Source organism: Rhodococcus sp. 27YEA15, assembly GCF_049739425.1.
Classification (GTDB): domain Bacteria; phylum Actinomycetota; class Actinomycetes; order Mycobacteriales; family Mycobacteriaceae; genus Rhodococcus_F.
In genome coordinates this window covers 2,837,478-2,852,743 of the sequence record NZ_JBMHHW010000001.1, presented here as the reverse complement: position 1 = coordinate 2,852,743, position 15,266 = coordinate 2,837,478, and the positions used below count along the sequence as shown (strand labels likewise).

Genomic DNA, 15,266 nt, shown 5'->3' with positions numbered 1-15,266 from the left:
ACGTGAGTCCCTCGGAGAAGATCGGCAAGGCTTGTAGACGCGGTGAACTGCGCATCTACCTCGGCGCGGCACCGGGTGTCGGCAAGACCTTCGCGATGCTCGGCGAGGCGCATCGCCGCCGCAGCCGTGGGTGCGACGTGGTTGCGGCCGTAGTGGAAACACACGGCCGCGCCCGCACCGCCGAACTGATCGGTGATCTCGAGATCGTGCCGCCGAAACTGGTCGACTACCGCGGAACCCGGATGCCGGAACTCGACGTCGAGGCAGTTCTGGAGCGGCGCCCGGCGCTGGTTCTGGTGGACGAGCTGGCACACACCAACACTCCGGGAAGCAAGAATCACAAGCGGTTCCAGGACGTCGACGAGCTTCTCGACGCCGGTATCGACGTCCTGTCCACCGTCAACGTGCAACATCTCGAAAGCCTCAACGATGTCGTCGAACACATCACCGGCGTCACCCAGCAGGAAACGGTACCCGACTCGACAGTGCGCAGCGCCACCCAGGTGGAGCTGGTGGACATCACCCCGGAGGCTTTGCGTCGCAGACTCTCCCACGGAAACGTCTATCCGCCCGAGCGAGTCGACGCCGCACTCGGGAACTACTTCCGCCCCGGAAACCTCACGGCCCTGCGCGAGCTGGCACTGCTGTGGGTAGCCGACCAGGTTGATGCGGCGCTGGCGAAGTACCGGGCCGAGAACAAGATCACCGACACCTGGGAGGCGCGTGAGCGGGTGGTCGTCGCGGTCACCGGCGGGCCGGAATCGGAGACCCTGGTACGACGCGCGTCGCGGATCGCGTCGAAATCCAGTGCGGAACTGCTGGTGGTGCACGCGGTGCGCGGCGACGGGCTGACCGGGGTCTCCGCCCCGGAGATGGGGAAGGTACGGGCGCTCGCGTCGGGGCTCGGGGCGACATTACACACCGTTGTCGGCGACGACGTTCCGTCGACGCTTCTCGAATTCGCGCGCGAGGCGAACGCCACCCAGCTGGTGCTGGGAACCTCGCGGCGCTCACGACTGGCCCGCATCCTCGACGAGGGTATCGGTGCCACGGTCACGGCGCAGTCCGGCGGCATCGACGTCCACATGGTCACCCACGAAGAGACGAGCAAGCGGCGTCGCCTGTCGGTGCTCGGACGCTCCGATGCTCGTGTGCTCTCGTGGATTGCCGCCGTGGTCGTGCCGTCGCTGGCCGCCGCGATCATGGGTGTGGTGGACTCGTTTTCGGGAGTGAACGGGGAGAACGCACTGTTCTTCGTCGTGGTGCTGCTCGTCGCGCTTCTCGGTGGTGTCGGTCCGTCGATTCTGTCCGCTCTCATCTCGGGACTGCTGCTCAACTATTTTTTCACCGATCCGCGATACAGCTTCACGATCGCCGAGCCGGACAACTTCATCACCACCGCCGTGCTGTTGATAGTGGCTGTGGCAGTGGCGGTTCTGGTGGACGCCGCCGCCAAACGAGCGCGAGAAGCCAAACGGGCGTCGGAGGAGGCGGAACTACTGGCACTGTTCGCCGGATCGGTTCTGCGCGGAGCCGACCTGTCGGCACTGCTGGGCAAGGTCCTGGAAATCTACCGGCAGCACGGGGTGTCCGTCGTACACCGCGACGACGGCGTCATCGCGTCGGTGGGGGTGCAGCCGCCGACGTCGGAGGCGGATGCGGAGACGGTGTGCGAGGTGAGCGACGGCGAATACGCGTTGCTCCTGGCCGGACCGGATCTGAGCGCGCGTGACCGGCGTGTGCTCACCGTCGTGGCGCACCAGGCGGTGGGCATGATCCGGCAGGAGACGTTGACCGTCGAGGCCGGCAAGGCTGCCGCCCTGACCGAAGCCGACCAACTGCGTCGGGCACTGCTCTCGGCCGTCAGTCACGATCTGCGGACGCCCCTGGCCGGTGTCAAAGCCGCGGTGTCGAGCCTGCGGAGCGACGACATCGAGTTCTCCCCGGAGGACACCGCCGAACTACTGGCCACCATCGAGGAGTCGGCAGATCAACTGACCGCGCTGGTGGGAAATCTTCTCGACTCGTCCAGGCTCGCGGCAGGAGTGGTCAAGCCGACACTGCGCCCGGTGTACCTCGACGAGGTGGTTCACCGCGCCCTGCTCGGACTTGGGATCGGCGGACGATCCGATTCTCGCGCCGACCGAGTCAAGGTCGAGGTGGGAAGCGTGGCAGTGGCCGCCGATCAGGGCCTCCTCGAACGCGTCGTAGCCAACCTCGTCGACAACGCGTTGCGGTACGGGGCTGCGACTCCGGTGAGAATCGACGCGGCGCGGATCGGGGATCGGGTGGTGATCAGCGTCGCCGATACCGGGCCGGGTGTACCGGAAGGCGAGGCGGAGGAGATGTTTCAGCCGTTCCAGCGCCGGGGTGATCGTGACAACACCGGCGGTGTCGGACTGGGGCTTTCGGTGGTGCGAGGATTCGTCGACGCGATGGGCGGATCCGTTGGAGCCACCGACACACCGGGTGGCGGATTGACGATGGTGGTCGAGTTGGCCGCCGTGACAGGAGCCCAGGAATGAGCCGAATACTGGTGGTCGACGACGAACCGCAGATCCTGCGGGCACTGCGCATCAACCTGTCGGTACGCGGATACGAGGTGGTCACGGCATCGACCGGTGCGGGTGCGCTGCGGGCCGCCGCCGAACGTCCACCGGACGTCGTCGTGCTCGACCTCGGCTTGCCGGACATGGACGGTACCGAAGTGCTTGCGGGACTGCGGGGTTGGTGCCTCGCACCGGTGATCGTGCTCTCAGCCCGCACCGACTCGGCCGACAAGGTCGACGCACTCGATGCCGGCGCGGACGATTACGTGACCAAGCCGTTCGGGATGGACGAGTTCCTGGCCAGAGTGCGGGCAGCAGCGCGCCGCAGCGCCACTGCCGTGGATACGGCGGAACCGTCCGTGGTCACGGCGTCGTTCACCGTGGACCTGGCGGCGAAAACCGTGAGCCGTGGCGGTCGGCAGGTGCATCTGACACCGACGGAGTGGGGCATGCTCGAAATGCTGGTGCGCAATCGGGGAAAGCTGGTGGGCCAGAAGGAACTCCTCCGCGAGGTGTGGGGCCCGGCCTATGACACCGAGACCCACTATCTACGGGTGTACCTTGCCCAATTGCGCCGTAAACTCGAAGACGACCCGGCGAACCCCGCACATCTGATCACCGAGGCGGGGATGGGATACCGGTTCGTCGTCTGATGATTGCGTGATTGTATGGGTGTCGGGGCAATTCCCGTACCAGTTCCTCGGTGAAGGGATACACGTGAATACATTCCAGATAGTTGCTGCCGGAGCAAACTCGCTCGTCTTTGCCCTCCTGAAGGTCCCGGTCCTGGGCAACCTCGTCGGGAAGTCGATGGTCGTCATCACTTATCGGGGCCGCAAGTCCGGCAAGCAATTCAGTCTGCCCGTGAGCTTCACCCGCACCGGTGACGAACTGGCGATCAGGGTGGCCCTGCCGGACAAGAAGAACTGGTGGCGCAACTTCCTGGGCGAGGGTGGGCCGGTCACCGTCACACTCGACGGTGCCGAGCATCCCGGGCACGCCGTGAGTACACGCACTGACTCCGGGAAGGTCACGGTCAAGGTGACGGTGGGCAGCGCGGCGAGTTGAGGTCCGGACTGCGTCAATCATGCTGTGGCATTGCGCTGTTGTGCCGGGCAGGTGGCTGTTCGTCCCGTGACACTGCGATCCGCGCGATGCGATAGTTTGGTGCGATGCCTATAACCGTTGTTGCGTACTCCGACGAGTGGCCTCGGCAGTACGACAACGTGGCGAGCAGCCTGCGAGAAATGCTGTCGCAGGTATCCGTCGTCGCCGTCGAGCATGTCGGGTCGACGGCGGTTCCCGGGCTCGCGGCCAAACCGATTCTCGATATCGACGTCGTCGTCGAGCGTGAACACGTACCGGCTGCGATCGGTGCTCTCGCTGCCGGGGGATACGTTCACGTCGGAGATCTCGGCATGGCCGATCGAGAAGCGTTCCGGCCGCCGGACGTCAACCCGGTTCGACACGTCTACGTCTGCGTCGAGGGAACCCTGCACGTGCGCAATCACCTCGCCGTCCGGTCGGTGCTGCGGTCGCATCCCGACCTTCGAGATGCGTACGGCGCGGTGAAACGAGAACTCGCCGAGGATCCGGCCATGACCATCGATCGCTACATCGCCGGAAAGTCCGAGATACTGCAGGCTGTGCTCGATCGCTCGGAACTCACGACAGACGACAAGGCGACAATTCGCGAGTTGAACGCGACCTCGGGCCGGTGACGTTTCGAATCGTCGACCTCCCGTAGCAGTCTCGCTGATGGTTGTCACACGAGAGTTTTGCCTCGGTATCCTCGGGATATGGCCGTAAAGTTCACGATCAGCCTTCCTGGCGAGGACACGCAGGTCCTCGACGAGTATGTACGCGATCACGGTCTCCGAGGTCGGTCTGACGGCGTTCACGCCGCACTCCGTCTGCTCGCGAAGACACAACTCCACCATGACTACGCCGCGGCCTTCACCGAAGGTGACACCGAAGATCCGTGGGACATTGCTACCTCCGATACGTGGTGATCGGCCGGTGGGCATATGTCCTTCAGTCGGCAGATCCGATCGAGGCAATGCCGGAATTCGGGGTTCTCCGGTTCGGCGAATGTGATGAAAGTGTCCACGGTGAGCTGGAGTCCAGCCGAAGGGACAGTCGATATGAGGCTCTGTGTCATGCTGTTCGCTGATCGAATTGCCAAGGCTGTTGCAGCCGGACGCGTCGAGGGCGTGGATGTCGTTGCCGTCGGACCGGGACAGGGCGGGCCGCTGTCGTACCCACGTGCGAACATGCGTTCGTGTCCGTGATGTCAGGAAATTCGGGTGTTCACCAGCAGGGTGAGGCCACGATCCTGCACGCGGACCTCGACTCGTTCTACGCCTCGGTGGAGCAGCGCGACGATCCTGAGCTGGCCGGGCAGCCGGTGATCGTAGGCGGCGGCGTTGTACTCGCGGCCAGCTACGAGGCCAAGGCGTTCGGTGTCCGCACCGCGATGAGTGGTGCTCAGGCCAGAGCGCTGTGTCCGCAGGCGATCGTGGTTTCCCCGAGAATGTCTGCGTACTCGCAGGCCAGCAAAGACGTGTTCGACGTCTTTCGTGACACGTCACCGCTGGTGGAGGGCATTTCCATCGACGAGGCGTTCCTCGAAGTCGGCGGACTGGCTCGCATTGTGGGGACCCCACTCGAAATCGGCGCCAAGCTCCGACGCGACGTCGCCGAGCAGGTCGGACTACCCATCACCGTCGGCATCGCTCGGACGAAATTCCTGGCGAAGGTCGCCAGCGCGTTCGCGAAACCCGACGGTCTGCTGTTGGTCCCGCCGGACGGCGAGATCAACTTTCTGCACCCGTTGCCCGTCGAGAAGCTGTGGGGCGTCGGCCGGATCACCGCCCGGAAGCTGCGCGATTTCGACATCGTGACGGTAGGAGACGTGGCCAGGCACGACGAGGCGTCGATCGTGTCGATCCTGGGCCGCGGTGCCGGACGCCATCTTTACGCTCTCTCCCACAATCGTGACCCCCGGCCGGTGCAGGCACGCCAGGGTCGCGGTTCGATGGGCGCCCAGCGGGCTCTGGGGCGTGGGGTGCATTCCCGCAGTGAACTCGAGGCCGCGTTGATCGCTTTGGTGGACCGCGTGACCGGTCGTATGCGCACCGCTCGGCGAACCGGGCGCACCGTGACGCTGCGTCTGCGATTTGCCGACTTCACCCGTGTGACCCGTGACCGAACTCTGCGCCGGTCGTCGGCCGAAACGAGCGAGATCTTAACCGCGGCAATGATTCTCCTCGACGACGCGGCACCGTTGATCGCGGAGAAAGGGATCACGCTGATCGGTATCGCGGTTGCCAACCTGGACCGCGACGGGGCGAAACAACTGGAACTGCCGTTCGACGGGCCGGACACTGCCGCACTGGATTCGGCAGTGGACAGTGTCCGGAAGAAGTTCGGAACGGGTGCACTCACCCGGGGTGTGCTGTTGGGGCGTGACCCCGGGATCTCGGTGCCGTTGTTGCCGGACTGACAAGGTTGTCGCGAAGGGTGGTCCCTTCGTATTCGCGCCGGAAGAGTCCGCGCTGCTGCAGAATCGGGATCACCTGATCGACGAAGTCTTCCAGCCCCTGTGGGTAGGTGGGCGGCATCAAGTTGAAACCGTCAGCGCCGGCGCCCACCAGCCAGGTCTCCATCTCGTCGGCAATGGATTCGGGGGTGCCGATCATCGTGGCGTGACCGCCGCCCGCAGCGAGTGTGCCCAGCAGCTCCCGCACCGTGGGCGAGTCCTTCTCGACGATCCGCAGAATGGTCGAGTACCGACCTTGTGGGCCGGTGAACTCCTCGAGTGGCGGCAACTCCGGAACGGGGGAGTCCAGATCCCAGTCCTGGCAGTTCTGGCCGGTGAACAGTGACAACTGCGCGATTGACTGAGCCGTCGGCAGTAGAAGATCCAGTTCGGCCTTCTTCGCGCGGGCCTCGGCCGCACTGCTGCCGACGTACGTCACGAGGCCGGGCATGATCGGCACCGAATCGGGTTCCCGGCCGGCGCGACCGATGCGGGCCTTCACATCTCGGTAGTACGCCTGTGCGCTGGGCAGATCGTACGCCACCGAATAGATGGCCTCGGCCCGGCGAGCGGCAAGTTCACGGCCCTGCTCCGAGGCCCCGGCTTGGAAGAGGACCGGCGCACCCTGCGGCGAATGGGGGACGGTCAACGGGCCGTCTACGCGGAAGTTGGCGCCGTGGTGATCGATGGCGTGAATCTTGCCTGCATCCGCGAATGCGCCGTCCCGATCGAGTATCAGCGCGTCAACCGACCACGAATTCCACAGAGCCAGAGCCACGTCGACGAATTCGTCGGCCCGCGCGTACCGGGTGGCGTGGTCCGGCATGGTGTCGAGCCCGTGGTTGCGGGCTTCCTGGTCGAACATCGAGGTGACGACGTTCCATCCGGCGCGCCCGCCGCTGATGTGATCGAGCGAGGCCAGCAGTCTGGCCGCATGGAACGGTGTGTAGAACGTCGTCGACACCGTGGTGACCAGCCCGATGTGCTCGGTGGCGCGCGCCATCGCCGTCAGCGCGGTGATCGGTTCGAGGAACCACGACGCTCCGGCCTCCGGCTCGCGAACACTGTGGCCGTCGGCGAAGAACACCGCGTCGAGTTTTCCGCGCTCGGCGGTTCCGGCCAGCTCCTCGTAATAGGTTATCTCGCCCAGCCTTTCGACGGGCGACTCGGGGTGGCGCCAGGCGGCGCTGTGGTGGCCGCAGCCGAGCAGAAATGCGCCGAGGCGCAATTGCCTTCTCATCAGTCTTTGACGAGTCCGCCGTCGACCACGAGGTTCTGCCCCGTGACAGCTCGCGACCAGGGGGAGGCGAAGAACAATGCGGCGTCGGCGAATTCGGCGGGAGTGGTCACTCTCCGCAGCGGTGTACTCGCGGCGATCATGTCGAACACGGCCTCGGGGGTGGCGGCACTGGCATCGGTGGTCCGCAGCAGTCCGCCGGAAATCATGTTGACGGTGATGCAGTCAGGTCCGAGGTCGGCCGACAACGTCCGTGTCAGTGCGAGAAGAGCGGCCTTGGCTGCGGTGTAGTCGTGGTAGGGGACCACCGGATTCTGTACGAGATTCGTTCCGACGGTGATGATTCGGCCGAATCCAAGCTCGCGCATACCGCTGAGTGCGGCTTGAGTGGTGTTGAGTGTCCCGGCGACACTGCCGCGCAACTGCGAGTCGAAATCGGCCCAGGTGATCGTGTCGGCCTTTGGCCTGGCGTCGCCGTTGAAACTGAAGTCGACCAGGGCATTGTTGACGACGGTGGATATCGGGGTTCCGAAATGCTCTCGGGCCGTGGCGAACAGACGATCCACCGACCCTCGATCGGTGACGTCGGCGCCTACCGCTACTGCGCGGCTCTCGCCCAGTTCCGCGACCACGGCGTCGGCGGCATTCTTGCTTCGATGGTAATTGACCACTATCCGCGCGCCCTGTCCGGCGAACGCGTGACTGAGTGCGGCGCCGAGCCCGCGGGCACCCCCGGTGACGAGAACTACTTGCTCGTCGAGTGCGAGTGCAGGCTGAAAACTGTGTTCGGTCATGACGACATCCCTCCGCCAGTGCTAGCTGGTCAGGTTCATCGGGTCTGATCTCAGCCGACCTTTTCGGCACCCCGTGTCATGCTCCATCAGACCATGAGCGGTCGGCCGCCTGGCGAGTGGGTGGCCGACCCGATCAGTTTCCGGTCGCCGGGAGGTCTTCACAGGCAAGGGCACGGGACCGCCCGTGCGAAGACGATCGGAGATGGGTCGATGGACACACACGGCATCGAGACGCAGGTGACGCAGTCGAGAGTGGCACGTCGGATCGGGCTCGCTTTGAGTGGATTGTTCGTACTGTTCATGCTCGCGGACGGCATATCTCACGTGCTGAACGTGCAGGCAGTCAAGGATGCGTCCGCCGAGTTGGGATTGCCCGAGTCGTTGGCGGTGACGGCCGGAATCGTGCAGTTGATCTGCCTCGTGCTCTACGTCGTTCCGAGAACGGCTGTTCTGGGGGCGATCCTACTGACCGGATATCTGGGGGGAGCGGTGCTGGCGAACCTCCGAGCCGAGCAGTCGGTACTGAGTACCACGTTGTCGGCGGTCTACGTCGGAGTCCTGATGTGGATCGGCTTGTATCTGCGGGACGAGAAGGTGCGCGCTGTCGTCCCGGTGGTTCGTCGCTGAATCACCACCGAAGGGTTGCGTGGGACTCGGTGTCCCATTATGTTTACGGCAGAGGGCTCTGCAGTTGCGATCCGGGGGTCCGTGCCGAGAGGAGACACCGATGGCGCAGACGAGGTTCGTCCGGTGGGGGTCGGACTACCGTGAAGTTCTCGGACAACTGTCCGGCGGATCGGTTCATCGAAGCTTCGACCCGTATCGCGACATCGACTGGGAATCAAGGGAACTGGCTGTCGATGCGAACGACCCTCGCTGGGTCCTGTCGCCGGAATCCGATCCGCTCGGTGCAACCGAGTGGTACCGGCGGCAACCGTTGGACCGCCGGATCGCGATGGGGATGTGGCGTCAGGCCAACGTCGTGAAGGTAGGTTCGGCTTTCGAGAGCATCCTGATTCGCGGAATGATGCAGTACATCATGGCACTACCGAATCAATCGCCGGAGTTCCGCTACTGCTTGCACGAGATGACTGAGGAGTGCAACCACATCCAGATGTTCCAGGAACTGGTCAATCGAACGGGGGTCGACGTACCAGGTATGCGACCGACGTTCAGGCGGCTCTCGCCGGTGATCGGCGTGTTGGGCGCCAAGTTCCCGGTGATCTTCTTCATCGGAATTCTCGCTGGTGAAGAACCCATCGACCACTTCCAGAAACAACTCATCCGCGAGGGGAGGGATGCCCCACCGGCAATGCTGCGGACGATGGAGATTCACATCGCCGAAGAGGCCCGGCACATCTCGTTCGCACACGAGTTCCTCCGCAACCACGTCCCCGAACTTTCGCGAGCAAGCCGGGCGGTCACATCGGTTCTGTTTCCGCTTGCGATGCGCTGGCTGGCGGGCCAGATCATGGCTCCGCACAAGGCATTTGCCGTCGAGTTCGGGGTTCCGGACGAGGTGATGAAGAGCGCCTTCTGGAAGAGTCCGCACTCGCGTCGGATTCTGCAGGGCTACTTCGGTGACATGCGAACCCTGGCAACCGAACTCGGACTCATGAACGGGGTGTCGCGGCGCGTGTGGCGCGGTCTGCACATCGACGGGGACCGAGCGAGGTACCGGGGCGAGCCGATCCGCTCCGACAAGACCAGGAGCTAATGCTCTTCGCCCGGGGTCGAGAATCGAGCGAGTAGCGACGACAGCTCGCTGTCGGGATCGATGGTGATTCCACTCGATCGGGCGACGCCGGCGAGCATGTACCACGAAAAGTTGGTGAGATCGGTGACGATCTCCTCGCGCGTGGGCTTGGGCTCGGGGCTGCGCGACCACCGGGTCAGAGTTCCCTCGACCATGGTGACCACCGCGAAGGGGAGCGAGGCGAAGGGGGCGAACGGCACTCCGACCGAAGCGCAGGCCCCGGCGATGATGGTCTGTGCGGATCGCGCGATCCTGGATTTGAGGCTGCTGATCGCGTCGAGGGAGCCGTCGTCGTAGTCGGTGGGCCCGGTGGCCATGAACTCGTGGATCCGAGGACGGTCCGTGATCCACACGGCCACTGCCGTGATGGTTCGGCTCAGAATTTCCGACGGCGTTCCGGTGGAAATGTTCATCGCGGAATCGAGAACATCGGCGAGCTCGGCGAGTGCGTGCGAGCGAACCCGACGGTCCAGATCCTCGCGGCCGCCGAACTGGCGGTACACCACGGATTTCGCCAACCCGGCGTGATCGGCGATGTCCTGGATGGAGATGTCGGCGCCCGCCGGGCGTTCCTCCACGAGCTCGGTCGCAGCGGTGAGGATGCGGGTCTGCCGTTCGGAATTGTGGCGTTCCCACCGAGCTTCGTAACCATTCACCGGTGCGGTATCTGGGTGCTCGGTGGTCTCGCTCGGCATGCGGGCAGTCTATCCGTCGGCAACCCGGATGCCCGGTGACCGTGGTTGGTCGGCAGTGCGTGGAACACTGGTCGGGTGAGGTTGTATCGAGACACAGCGGTGGTGCTGCGCCTGCACAAGCTAGGTGAAGCAGACCACATCGTCACGCTGCTCACCCGTCAGTTCGGGTTGGTGCGTGCAGTGGCCAAGGGCGTTCGCCGCACCACGTCCAAGTTCGGTGCCAGACTCGAACCGTTCGCCCACGTGGACATCCAGCTTCTGCCGGGCAAGAACCTCGACGTCATCATCCAGGTGCAGACGGTGGACGCCTTCGCGACCGACATCGTCGACGATTACAGCCGGTACACGACGGCGTGCGCGATCCTCGAAACCGCAGAACGTCTGGCGGGGGAGGAGCGGGCACCCGCGCCGGCGTTGCAGCGACTCACCGTCGGTGCGCTGCGCGCCGTGGCGGAGCAGGTGCGGCCGGTCGAATACGTTCTCGACGCTTTTCTCCTGCGTGCGATGGGCTACGCGGGCTGGGCGCCGGCTCTCGGCGAGTGCGCTGGGTGCTCGGCACCGGGGCCGCACCGCGCTTTCCATGTATCGGCAGGTGGAGCTGTATGTACGTACTGTCGGCCTGCAGGATCGGCGACGCCGTCGCCCGGAGTGCTCGATCTGATGGGAGCGCTGCTTCGCGGAGAATGGGACGGCACCGACGAAGTGCCCGTCGCCCTACGAACACAAGCGAGTGGGCTGGTGGCCGCGCATCTGCAGTGGCACCTCGAGCGTCAGTTGCGGACGCTACCGCTCATCGAACGGTCCCGACCGCACGCGACCGTGGTCGTCGGTGATGCCGTCGATCCGACGAAGTCCGGCGCCGCCGCCACCGTGGTGAAGGCCGCCGTCGCCGTGAGGCAGGATGGACCTCGTGATTCGACGACGCGAACCGCGAACTCCGCCTGACTCGGCTACCGACCGGGTGATCCGGCCACCGGACCCACACCCGTCCGGAGCAACCCCGCCGATCCTGCAGACCGAACTCGTCCCGCGCCACGTGGCGTTGGTGATGGACGGTAACGGACGTTGGGCCCAGGAACGTGGACTCCCGCGAACCGCCGGCCACGAGCGCGGCGAAGCGGTCCTGATGGATGCCGTGTGCGGCTGCATAGAGATGGGCGTCGAGTGGCTGTCCGCCTACGCGTTCTCCACCGAGAACTGGAAGCGTAGCCCCGAAGAAGTTCGCTTCCTGATGGGTTTCAATCGCGACGTCATTCGCCGTCGGCGTGACGAGATGCACGAGATGGGCGTCCGGGTGCGGTGGGCCGGTCGGCGACCTCGACTGTGGGCGAGTGTCATCAAGGAACTCGAGATCGCCGAGGAACTCACCAAGCACAACACCGTGATGAATCTGACGATGTGCGTGAACTACGGTGGCCGCGCCGAGATCGCGGACGCGGTCAAGGAGATTGCCAGGCGAGTCGCGGCCGGTGAGATCAACCCTGAAAAGATCACCGAGGCAACGGTTGCCAAGTATCTCGACGAGCCTGACATGCCGGACGTCGACCTGTTTCTGCGTCCCTCCGGTGAGCAGCGGACGTCGAACTTCCTGCTCTGGCAGTCGGCTTACGCCGAAATGGTGTACCAGGAGAAGCTGTTTCCCGATTTCGATCGGCGTGACCTGTGGGCCGCCTGCGTCGAATACGCTTCACGCGACCGTAGATTCGGTGGCGTCAAATGACAGGTGAGGACATGACCGACAACGCCGCGCTACTACAACAGCGAGCCGCTGCCTCCTTGGCGCATTTCGCGTCGGTCGACGTGGCTCCGGACGGTTCATTGGGATTTCAGTACGCGGGCGCACTGTGTTCGATCCAGGCCATGAACCTCTCCGACGGGCTCGACGTGATCGCCATGACCTGTGTGCTGGCGTGGGATCGTCCGGTCAGCGCGGCACTTCACCGTAAGGTCGCCGACCGCAACCGCACCATCCAGTTCGGTTCGATCGCGGTATTCGCACACGGTAGTCTGGCCGATGTCATCCTGCGGTACACCTTCCCGGCGGCGGGATTGGACGACGAGGCCCTGACCACCATTCTGTTGCTGGTGCTCGGCGGTGCGGATTCCGCGCGTCAGGGCCTGATTCCCTAGCCCTGGCCGCGTCAGGGCCTGATTCCCTAGCCCTGGCCGTGTTATGGAAAGTGTCGCTAGTTGGTCACTCTTCGGCGCAGTCCCGGCAGGTCCCGAAAATTTCGACGGTGTGGCTCACTTCGGTGAATCCGTTCTCGTCGGCGATGGACTGCGACCACTGTTCCACCGTCGGGCCCTCCACCTCGACCGTGAATCCGCACTCCCGGCACACCAGGTGATGGTGGTGCCCGGACGAACACCGCCGGTACACGGACTCGCCGGTGTCGGTGCGAAGTACGTCGATGGTTCCCGCGTCGGAGAGTGCTTGCAGGGTGCGGTAGACCGTGGTCAGGCCGATGCCTTCACCGCGCTTGCGTAGTTCGTCATGCAGTTCCTGCGCGGACTTGAACTCGTCGATGTCGTCGAGCAGCGCGGAGATGGCGCTGCGCTGTTTGGTCGATCGCACACCCACCATGGCGGATTTGCGTCGGTCCGTCGTGCTCGTCGGTGTGTTCATCAGGGGTTACTCATCCTTCTTCTGCGTGGGCTACCGCGTCCACGACGATGTGAGCGAGATGGTCGTCGACGAGGCGGTAGAGAACTTCGCGGCCGTTGCGTTCACCGCGTACGACGCCGGCTGCCTTGAGGACTCGAAGGTGTTGGCTGATCAGTGGCTGGGTGACGCCGAGTGCGCCGACCAGTTCGTGCACGCACCGCTCGGACTGATGCAGTTGCAAGACGATCGCGATGCGTACCGGCGCTGCCAGAGCTCGCAGGATTTCCCCCGCTGCGGCGAGCGTGTCCTTGGGTGGTATCGGGGCCGGTGGGGTGGCCTCGAACGGGTCGTGGGCGTGGGCCAGATCAGTCTGGTCCGATTCGTTGTGGAGATCGCCCGTGTCCGCAATGCTCACAGCGAAACTCCTTCAGATGGGTGATCGTGATGTTCGTGCATAGCCATGCAATCACATTATTGCAAATCACTTTCATTTTGATATGCACAAGTACGCATGTCAACCTCGAAGGGAAGTCCGACATGCCTGCCGGATAGGCTGGTGCTGCGAAAAACGCACGAAACCATGCATCTATTACCCAGATGGAGAGCAATCGAGTGGCACCCAAGTCCAAGATCGAAGCCGTCGTCAATCTCGCCAAGCGGCGAGGCCTGGTCTACCCGTGCGGTGAGATCTACGGAGGTACCAAGTCCGCGTGGGACTACGGCCCGTTGGGTGTGGAGCTGAAGGAGAACATCAAGCGTCAGTGGTGGCGCAACATGGTCACCAGTCGCGACGATGTCGTCGGTCTCGACTCCTCGGTGATTCTGCCCCGCGAGGTCTGGGTCGCGTCCGGCCATGTCGGCGTGTTCAACGACCCGCTCGTCGAGTGCCTCAACTGTCACAAGCGCCACCGTCAGGATCACCTGCAGGAGGCGTACGCCGAGAAGAAGAAGCTCGACAACCCGGACGACGTCACCATGGATTTGATCGGCTGCCCCGACTGCGGGACCGTCGGTCAGTGGACCGAGCCCCGCGACTTCAACATGATGCTCAAGACGTATCTCGGTCCAGTCGAGAGCGAAGAGGGCATGCACTACCTGCGTCCCGAAACCGCGCAGGGTATCTTCGTCAACTTCGCCAACGTGCTGACCACCTCGCGTAAGAAGCCGCCGTTCGGCATCGGCCAGATCGGCAAGAGCTTCCGCAACGAGATCACGCCGGGCAACTTCATCTTCCGTACCCGTGAGTTCGAGCAGATGGAGATGGAATTCTTCGTCAAGCCCGGCGAGGACGACAAGTGGCACCAGTATTGGATCGATTACCGGTTGGCGTGGTACACCGGCCTCGGTATCGATCCCGACAACCTGCGTCTGTACGAGCATGCGCCGGAGAAGCTGTCGCACTACTCGAAGGGCACCACCGACATCGAGTACCGCTTCCACTTCCAGGGCAGCGAGTGGGGCGAGCTCGAGGGCATCGCGAACCGCACTGATTTCGACCTCTCTACCCACTCGAAGCACTCGGGTACCGAGCTCAACTACTACGATCAGACGACCGGTGAGCGTTACACGCCGTATGTCATCGAACCGGCAGCCGGTCTCACCCGTTCGCTCATGGCCTTCCTGGTCGATGCGTACACCGAGGACGAAGCACCCAACGCCAAGGGCGGCGTCGACAAGCGCACCGTGCTGCGTCTGGATCGTCGACTCGCACCGGTCAAGGCTGCCGTGTTGCCGCTCTCGCGCAACGCTGACCTCACGCCCAAGGCGAAAGACCTTGCGGCGCAGCTACGTCAGAACTGGAATGTCGAATTCGACGACGCCGGCGCCATCGGCCGCCGTTACCGTCGCCAGGACGAGATCGGCACGCCGTTCTGCATCACGGTCGACTTCGACACTCTCGAAGATCAAGCGGTGACGGTGCGTGAGCGTGACTCCATGGCGCAGGAACGCGTCGCACTCGATCAGGTGGAGAGCTACCTGGCCGCGCGGCTGATCGGTTCCTGATTCGTTCGAAGCTGACGGGCGGTCCTTCTCACTCGAGAAGGACCGCCCGTTTTCTCTATCCTTGACGGATCTTCAGGCGCAGGAT

18 protein-coding genes and 1 riboswitch are annotated in these 15,266 nt (G+C 64.1%); of the genes, 13 read left to right on the top strand and 5 right to left on the bottom strand.

What is annotated here, in order from left to right; translation table 11 throughout:
- Nucleotides 1–2 precede the first annotated feature (2 nt).
- From ABH922_RS13225 to dinB, 7 genes are all read left to right on the top strand, one after another.
- Nucleotides 3–2,525, top strand: coding sequence for an ATP-binding protein (locus ABH922_RS13225; protein ID WP_424807345.1), 2,523 nt, complete (start codon nt 3–5; stop codon nt 2,523–2,525).
- On the top strand, nt 2,522–3,202 hold the full coding sequence (locus ABH922_RS13220; protein ID WP_424807344.1) for a response regulator: 681 nt from the start codon (nt 2,522–2,524) through the stop codon (nt 3,200–3,202). The genes ABH922_RS13225 and ABH922_RS13220 overlap by 4 nt, the downstream gene beginning before the upstream one ends.
- 64 nt (nt 3,203–3,266) lie before the next feature.
- Nucleotides 3,267–3,617: a hypothetical protein gene (locus ABH922_RS13215; protein WP_424807343.1), complete on the top strand. Its 351-nt coding sequence runs from the start codon at nt 3,267–3,269 to the stop codon at nt 3,615–3,617.
- 104 nt (nt 3,618–3,721) lie between these two features.
- Nucleotides 3,722–4,270 carry a GrpB family protein gene (locus ABH922_RS13210; protein ID WP_424807342.1) on the top strand — a complete coding sequence of 183 codons (549 nt, stop codon included), beginning with the start codon at nt 3,722–3,724 and terminating at the stop codon, nt 4,268–4,270.
- A 78-nt stretch (nt 4,271–4,348) separates the two neighbouring features.
- Nucleotides 4,349–4,561 (top strand): ribbon-helix-helix domain-containing protein, encoded by a 213-nt coding sequence (locus ABH922_RS13205; RefSeq protein WP_424807341.1) that lies wholly within the window; start codon nt 4,349–4,351, stop codon nt 4,559–4,561.
- 147 nt (nt 4,562–4,708) lie between these two features.
- Complete coding sequence (locus ABH922_RS13200; RefSeq protein ID WP_424807340.1) at nt 4,709–4,840, top strand: hypothetical protein; 132 nt, start codon at nt 4,709–4,711, stop codon at nt 4,838–4,840.
- Nucleotides 4,840–6,054: a DNA polymerase IV gene (gene dinB, locus ABH922_RS13195; RefSeq protein WP_424809666.1), complete on the top strand. Its 1,215-nt coding sequence runs from the start codon at nt 4,840–4,842 to the stop codon at nt 6,052–6,054. Before ABH922_RS13200 ends, dinB begins: the two co-directional genes overlap by 1 nt.
- Here the strand turns inward: dinB and ABH922_RS13190 are convergent.
- Nucleotides 5,993–7,330 carry an LLM class flavin-dependent oxidoreductase gene (locus ABH922_RS13190; RefSeq protein WP_424807339.1) on the bottom strand — a complete coding sequence of 446 codons (1,338 nt, stop codon included), beginning with the start codon at nt 7,328–7,330 and terminating at the stop codon, nt 5,993–5,995. The genes dinB and ABH922_RS13190 overlap by 62 nt on opposite strands.
- A complete protein-coding gene (locus ABH922_RS13185; protein WP_424807338.1) occupies nt 7,330–8,121 on the bottom strand; it encodes a 3-oxoacyl-ACP reductase in 792 nt (263 codons plus the stop codon). Before ABH922_RS13185 ends, ABH922_RS13190 begins: the two co-directional genes overlap by 1 nt.
- Nucleotides 8,112–8,205, bottom strand: a riboswitch (TPP riboswitch). (Overlaps the previous gene by 10 nt.)
- Nucleotides 8,206–8,331: 126 nt before the next feature.
- Between ABH922_RS13185 and ABH922_RS13180 the strand changes: the two genes are divergently transcribed.
- Nucleotides 8,332–8,748, top strand: coding sequence for a DoxX family protein (locus tag ABH922_RS13180; protein ID WP_424807337.1), 417 nt, complete (start codon nt 8,332–8,334; stop codon nt 8,746–8,748).
- A 100-nt stretch (nt 8,749–8,848) separates the two neighbouring features.
- Nucleotides 8,849–9,838 (top strand): AurF N-oxygenase family protein, encoded by a 990-nt coding sequence (locus ABH922_RS13175; RefSeq protein ID WP_424807336.1) that lies wholly within the window; start codon nt 8,849–8,851, stop codon nt 9,836–9,838.
- Here ABH922_RS13175 and ABH922_RS13170 read toward each other — a convergent pair.
- Entirely contained in the window at nt 9,835–10,572 is a 738-nt protein-coding gene (locus tag ABH922_RS13170) for a TetR/AcrR family transcriptional regulator (protein ID WP_424807335.1), read from the bottom strand. The two genes, ABH922_RS13175 and ABH922_RS13170, sit on opposite strands and share 4 nt — an antisense overlap.
- Nucleotides 10,573–10,647: 75 nt before the next feature.
- Between ABH922_RS13170 and recO the strand changes: the two genes are divergently transcribed.
- From recO to ABH922_RS13155, 3 genes are read left to right on the top strand one after another with little or no spacing between them, the layout of a single operon-like run.
- Complete coding sequence (gene recO / locus ABH922_RS13165) at nt 10,648–11,517, top strand: DNA repair protein RecO (RefSeq protein ID WP_424807334.1); 870 nt, start codon at nt 10,648–10,650, stop codon at nt 11,515–11,517.
- On the top strand, nt 11,474–12,292 hold the full coding sequence (locus ABH922_RS13160) for an isoprenyl transferase (protein WP_424807333.1): 819 nt from the start codon (nt 11,474–11,476) through the stop codon (nt 12,290–12,292). The genes recO and ABH922_RS13160 overlap by 44 nt, the downstream gene beginning before the upstream one ends.
- Before the next feature lie 11 nt (nt 12,293–12,303).
- A complete protein-coding gene (locus ABH922_RS13155; RefSeq protein WP_424807332.1) occupies nt 12,304–12,702 on the top strand; it encodes a YbjN domain-containing protein in 399 nt (132 codons plus the stop codon).
- A 64-nt stretch (nt 12,703–12,766) separates the two neighbouring features.
- On the opposite strand, the gene ABH922_RS13150 is transcribed toward ABH922_RS13155, so the two are convergent.
- Nucleotides 12,767–13,198 carry a Fur family transcriptional regulator gene (locus tag ABH922_RS13150; protein ID WP_424807331.1) on the bottom strand — a complete coding sequence of 144 codons (432 nt, stop codon included), beginning with the start codon at nt 13,196–13,198 and terminating at the stop codon, nt 12,767–12,769.
- 10 nt (nt 13,199–13,208) lie between these two features.
- Nucleotides 13,209–13,592: an ArsR/SmtB family transcription factor gene (locus ABH922_RS13145; protein WP_424807330.1), complete on the bottom strand. Its 384-nt coding sequence runs from the start codon at nt 13,590–13,592 to the stop codon at nt 13,209–13,211.
- A gap of 197 nt (nt 13,593–13,789) precedes the next feature.
- Between ABH922_RS13145 and ABH922_RS13140 the strand changes: the two genes are divergently transcribed.
- Nucleotides 13,790–15,181 carry a glycine--tRNA ligase gene (locus ABH922_RS13140; protein WP_424809665.1) on the top strand — a complete coding sequence of 464 codons (1,392 nt, stop codon included), beginning with the start codon at nt 13,790–13,792 and terminating at the stop codon, nt 15,179–15,181.
- The last annotated feature ends 85 nt before the right edge of the window (nt 15,182–15,266 follow it).

What these genes read in the sequence shown, in the direction of transcription:
- ABH922_RS13155 (WP_424807332.1), top strand. Translation starts at nt 12,304, where the DNA reads ATGACCGACAACGCCGCGCTACTACAACAGCGAGCCGCTGCCTCCTTG.
- ABH922_RS13170 (WP_424807335.1), bottom strand. Translation starts at nt 10,572, where the DNA reads ATGCCGAGCGAGACCACCGAGCACCCAGATACCGCACCGGTGAATGGT.
- ABH922_RS13190 (WP_424807339.1), bottom strand. Translation starts at nt 7,330, where the DNA reads ATGAGAAGGCAATTGCGCCTCGGCGCATTTCTGCTCGGCTGCGGCCAC.
- ABH922_RS13220 (WP_424807344.1), top strand. Translation starts at nt 2,522, where the DNA reads ATGAGCCGAATACTGGTGGTCGACGACGAACCGCAGATCCTGCGGGCA.
- dinB (WP_424809666.1), top strand. Translation starts at nt 4,840, where the DNA reads ATGTCAGGAAATTCGGGTGTTCACCAGCAGGGTGAGGCCACGATCCTG.
- ABH922_RS13210 (WP_424807342.1), top strand. Translation starts at nt 3,722, where the DNA reads ATGCCTATAACCGTTGTTGCGTACTCCGACGAGTGGCCTCGGCAGTAC.
- ABH922_RS13150 (WP_424807331.1), bottom strand. Translation starts at nt 13,198, where the DNA reads ATGAACACACCGACGAGCACGACGGACCGACGCAAATCCGCCATGGTG.
- ABH922_RS13175 (WP_424807336.1), top strand. Translation starts at nt 8,849, where the DNA reads ATGGCGCAGACGAGGTTCGTCCGGTGGGGGTCGGACTACCGTGAAGTT.
- ABH922_RS13160 (WP_424807333.1), top strand. Translation starts at nt 11,474, where the DNA reads ATGGACCTCGTGATTCGACGACGCGAACCGCGAACTCCGCCTGACTCG.
- ABH922_RS13180 (WP_424807337.1), top strand. Translation starts at nt 8,332, where the DNA reads ATGGACACACACGGCATCGAGACGCAGGTGACGCAGTCGAGAGTGGCA.
- ABH922_RS13185 (WP_424807338.1), bottom strand. Translation starts at nt 8,121, where the DNA reads ATGACCGAACACAGTTTTCAGCCTGCACTCGCACTCGACGAGCAAGTA.
- ABH922_RS13200 (WP_424807340.1), top strand. Translation starts at nt 4,709, where the DNA reads ATGCTGTTCGCTGATCGAATTGCCAAGGCTGTTGCAGCCGGACGCGTC.
- ABH922_RS13205 (WP_424807341.1), top strand. Translation starts at nt 4,349, where the DNA reads ATGGCCGTAAAGTTCACGATCAGCCTTCCTGGCGAGGACACGCAGGTC.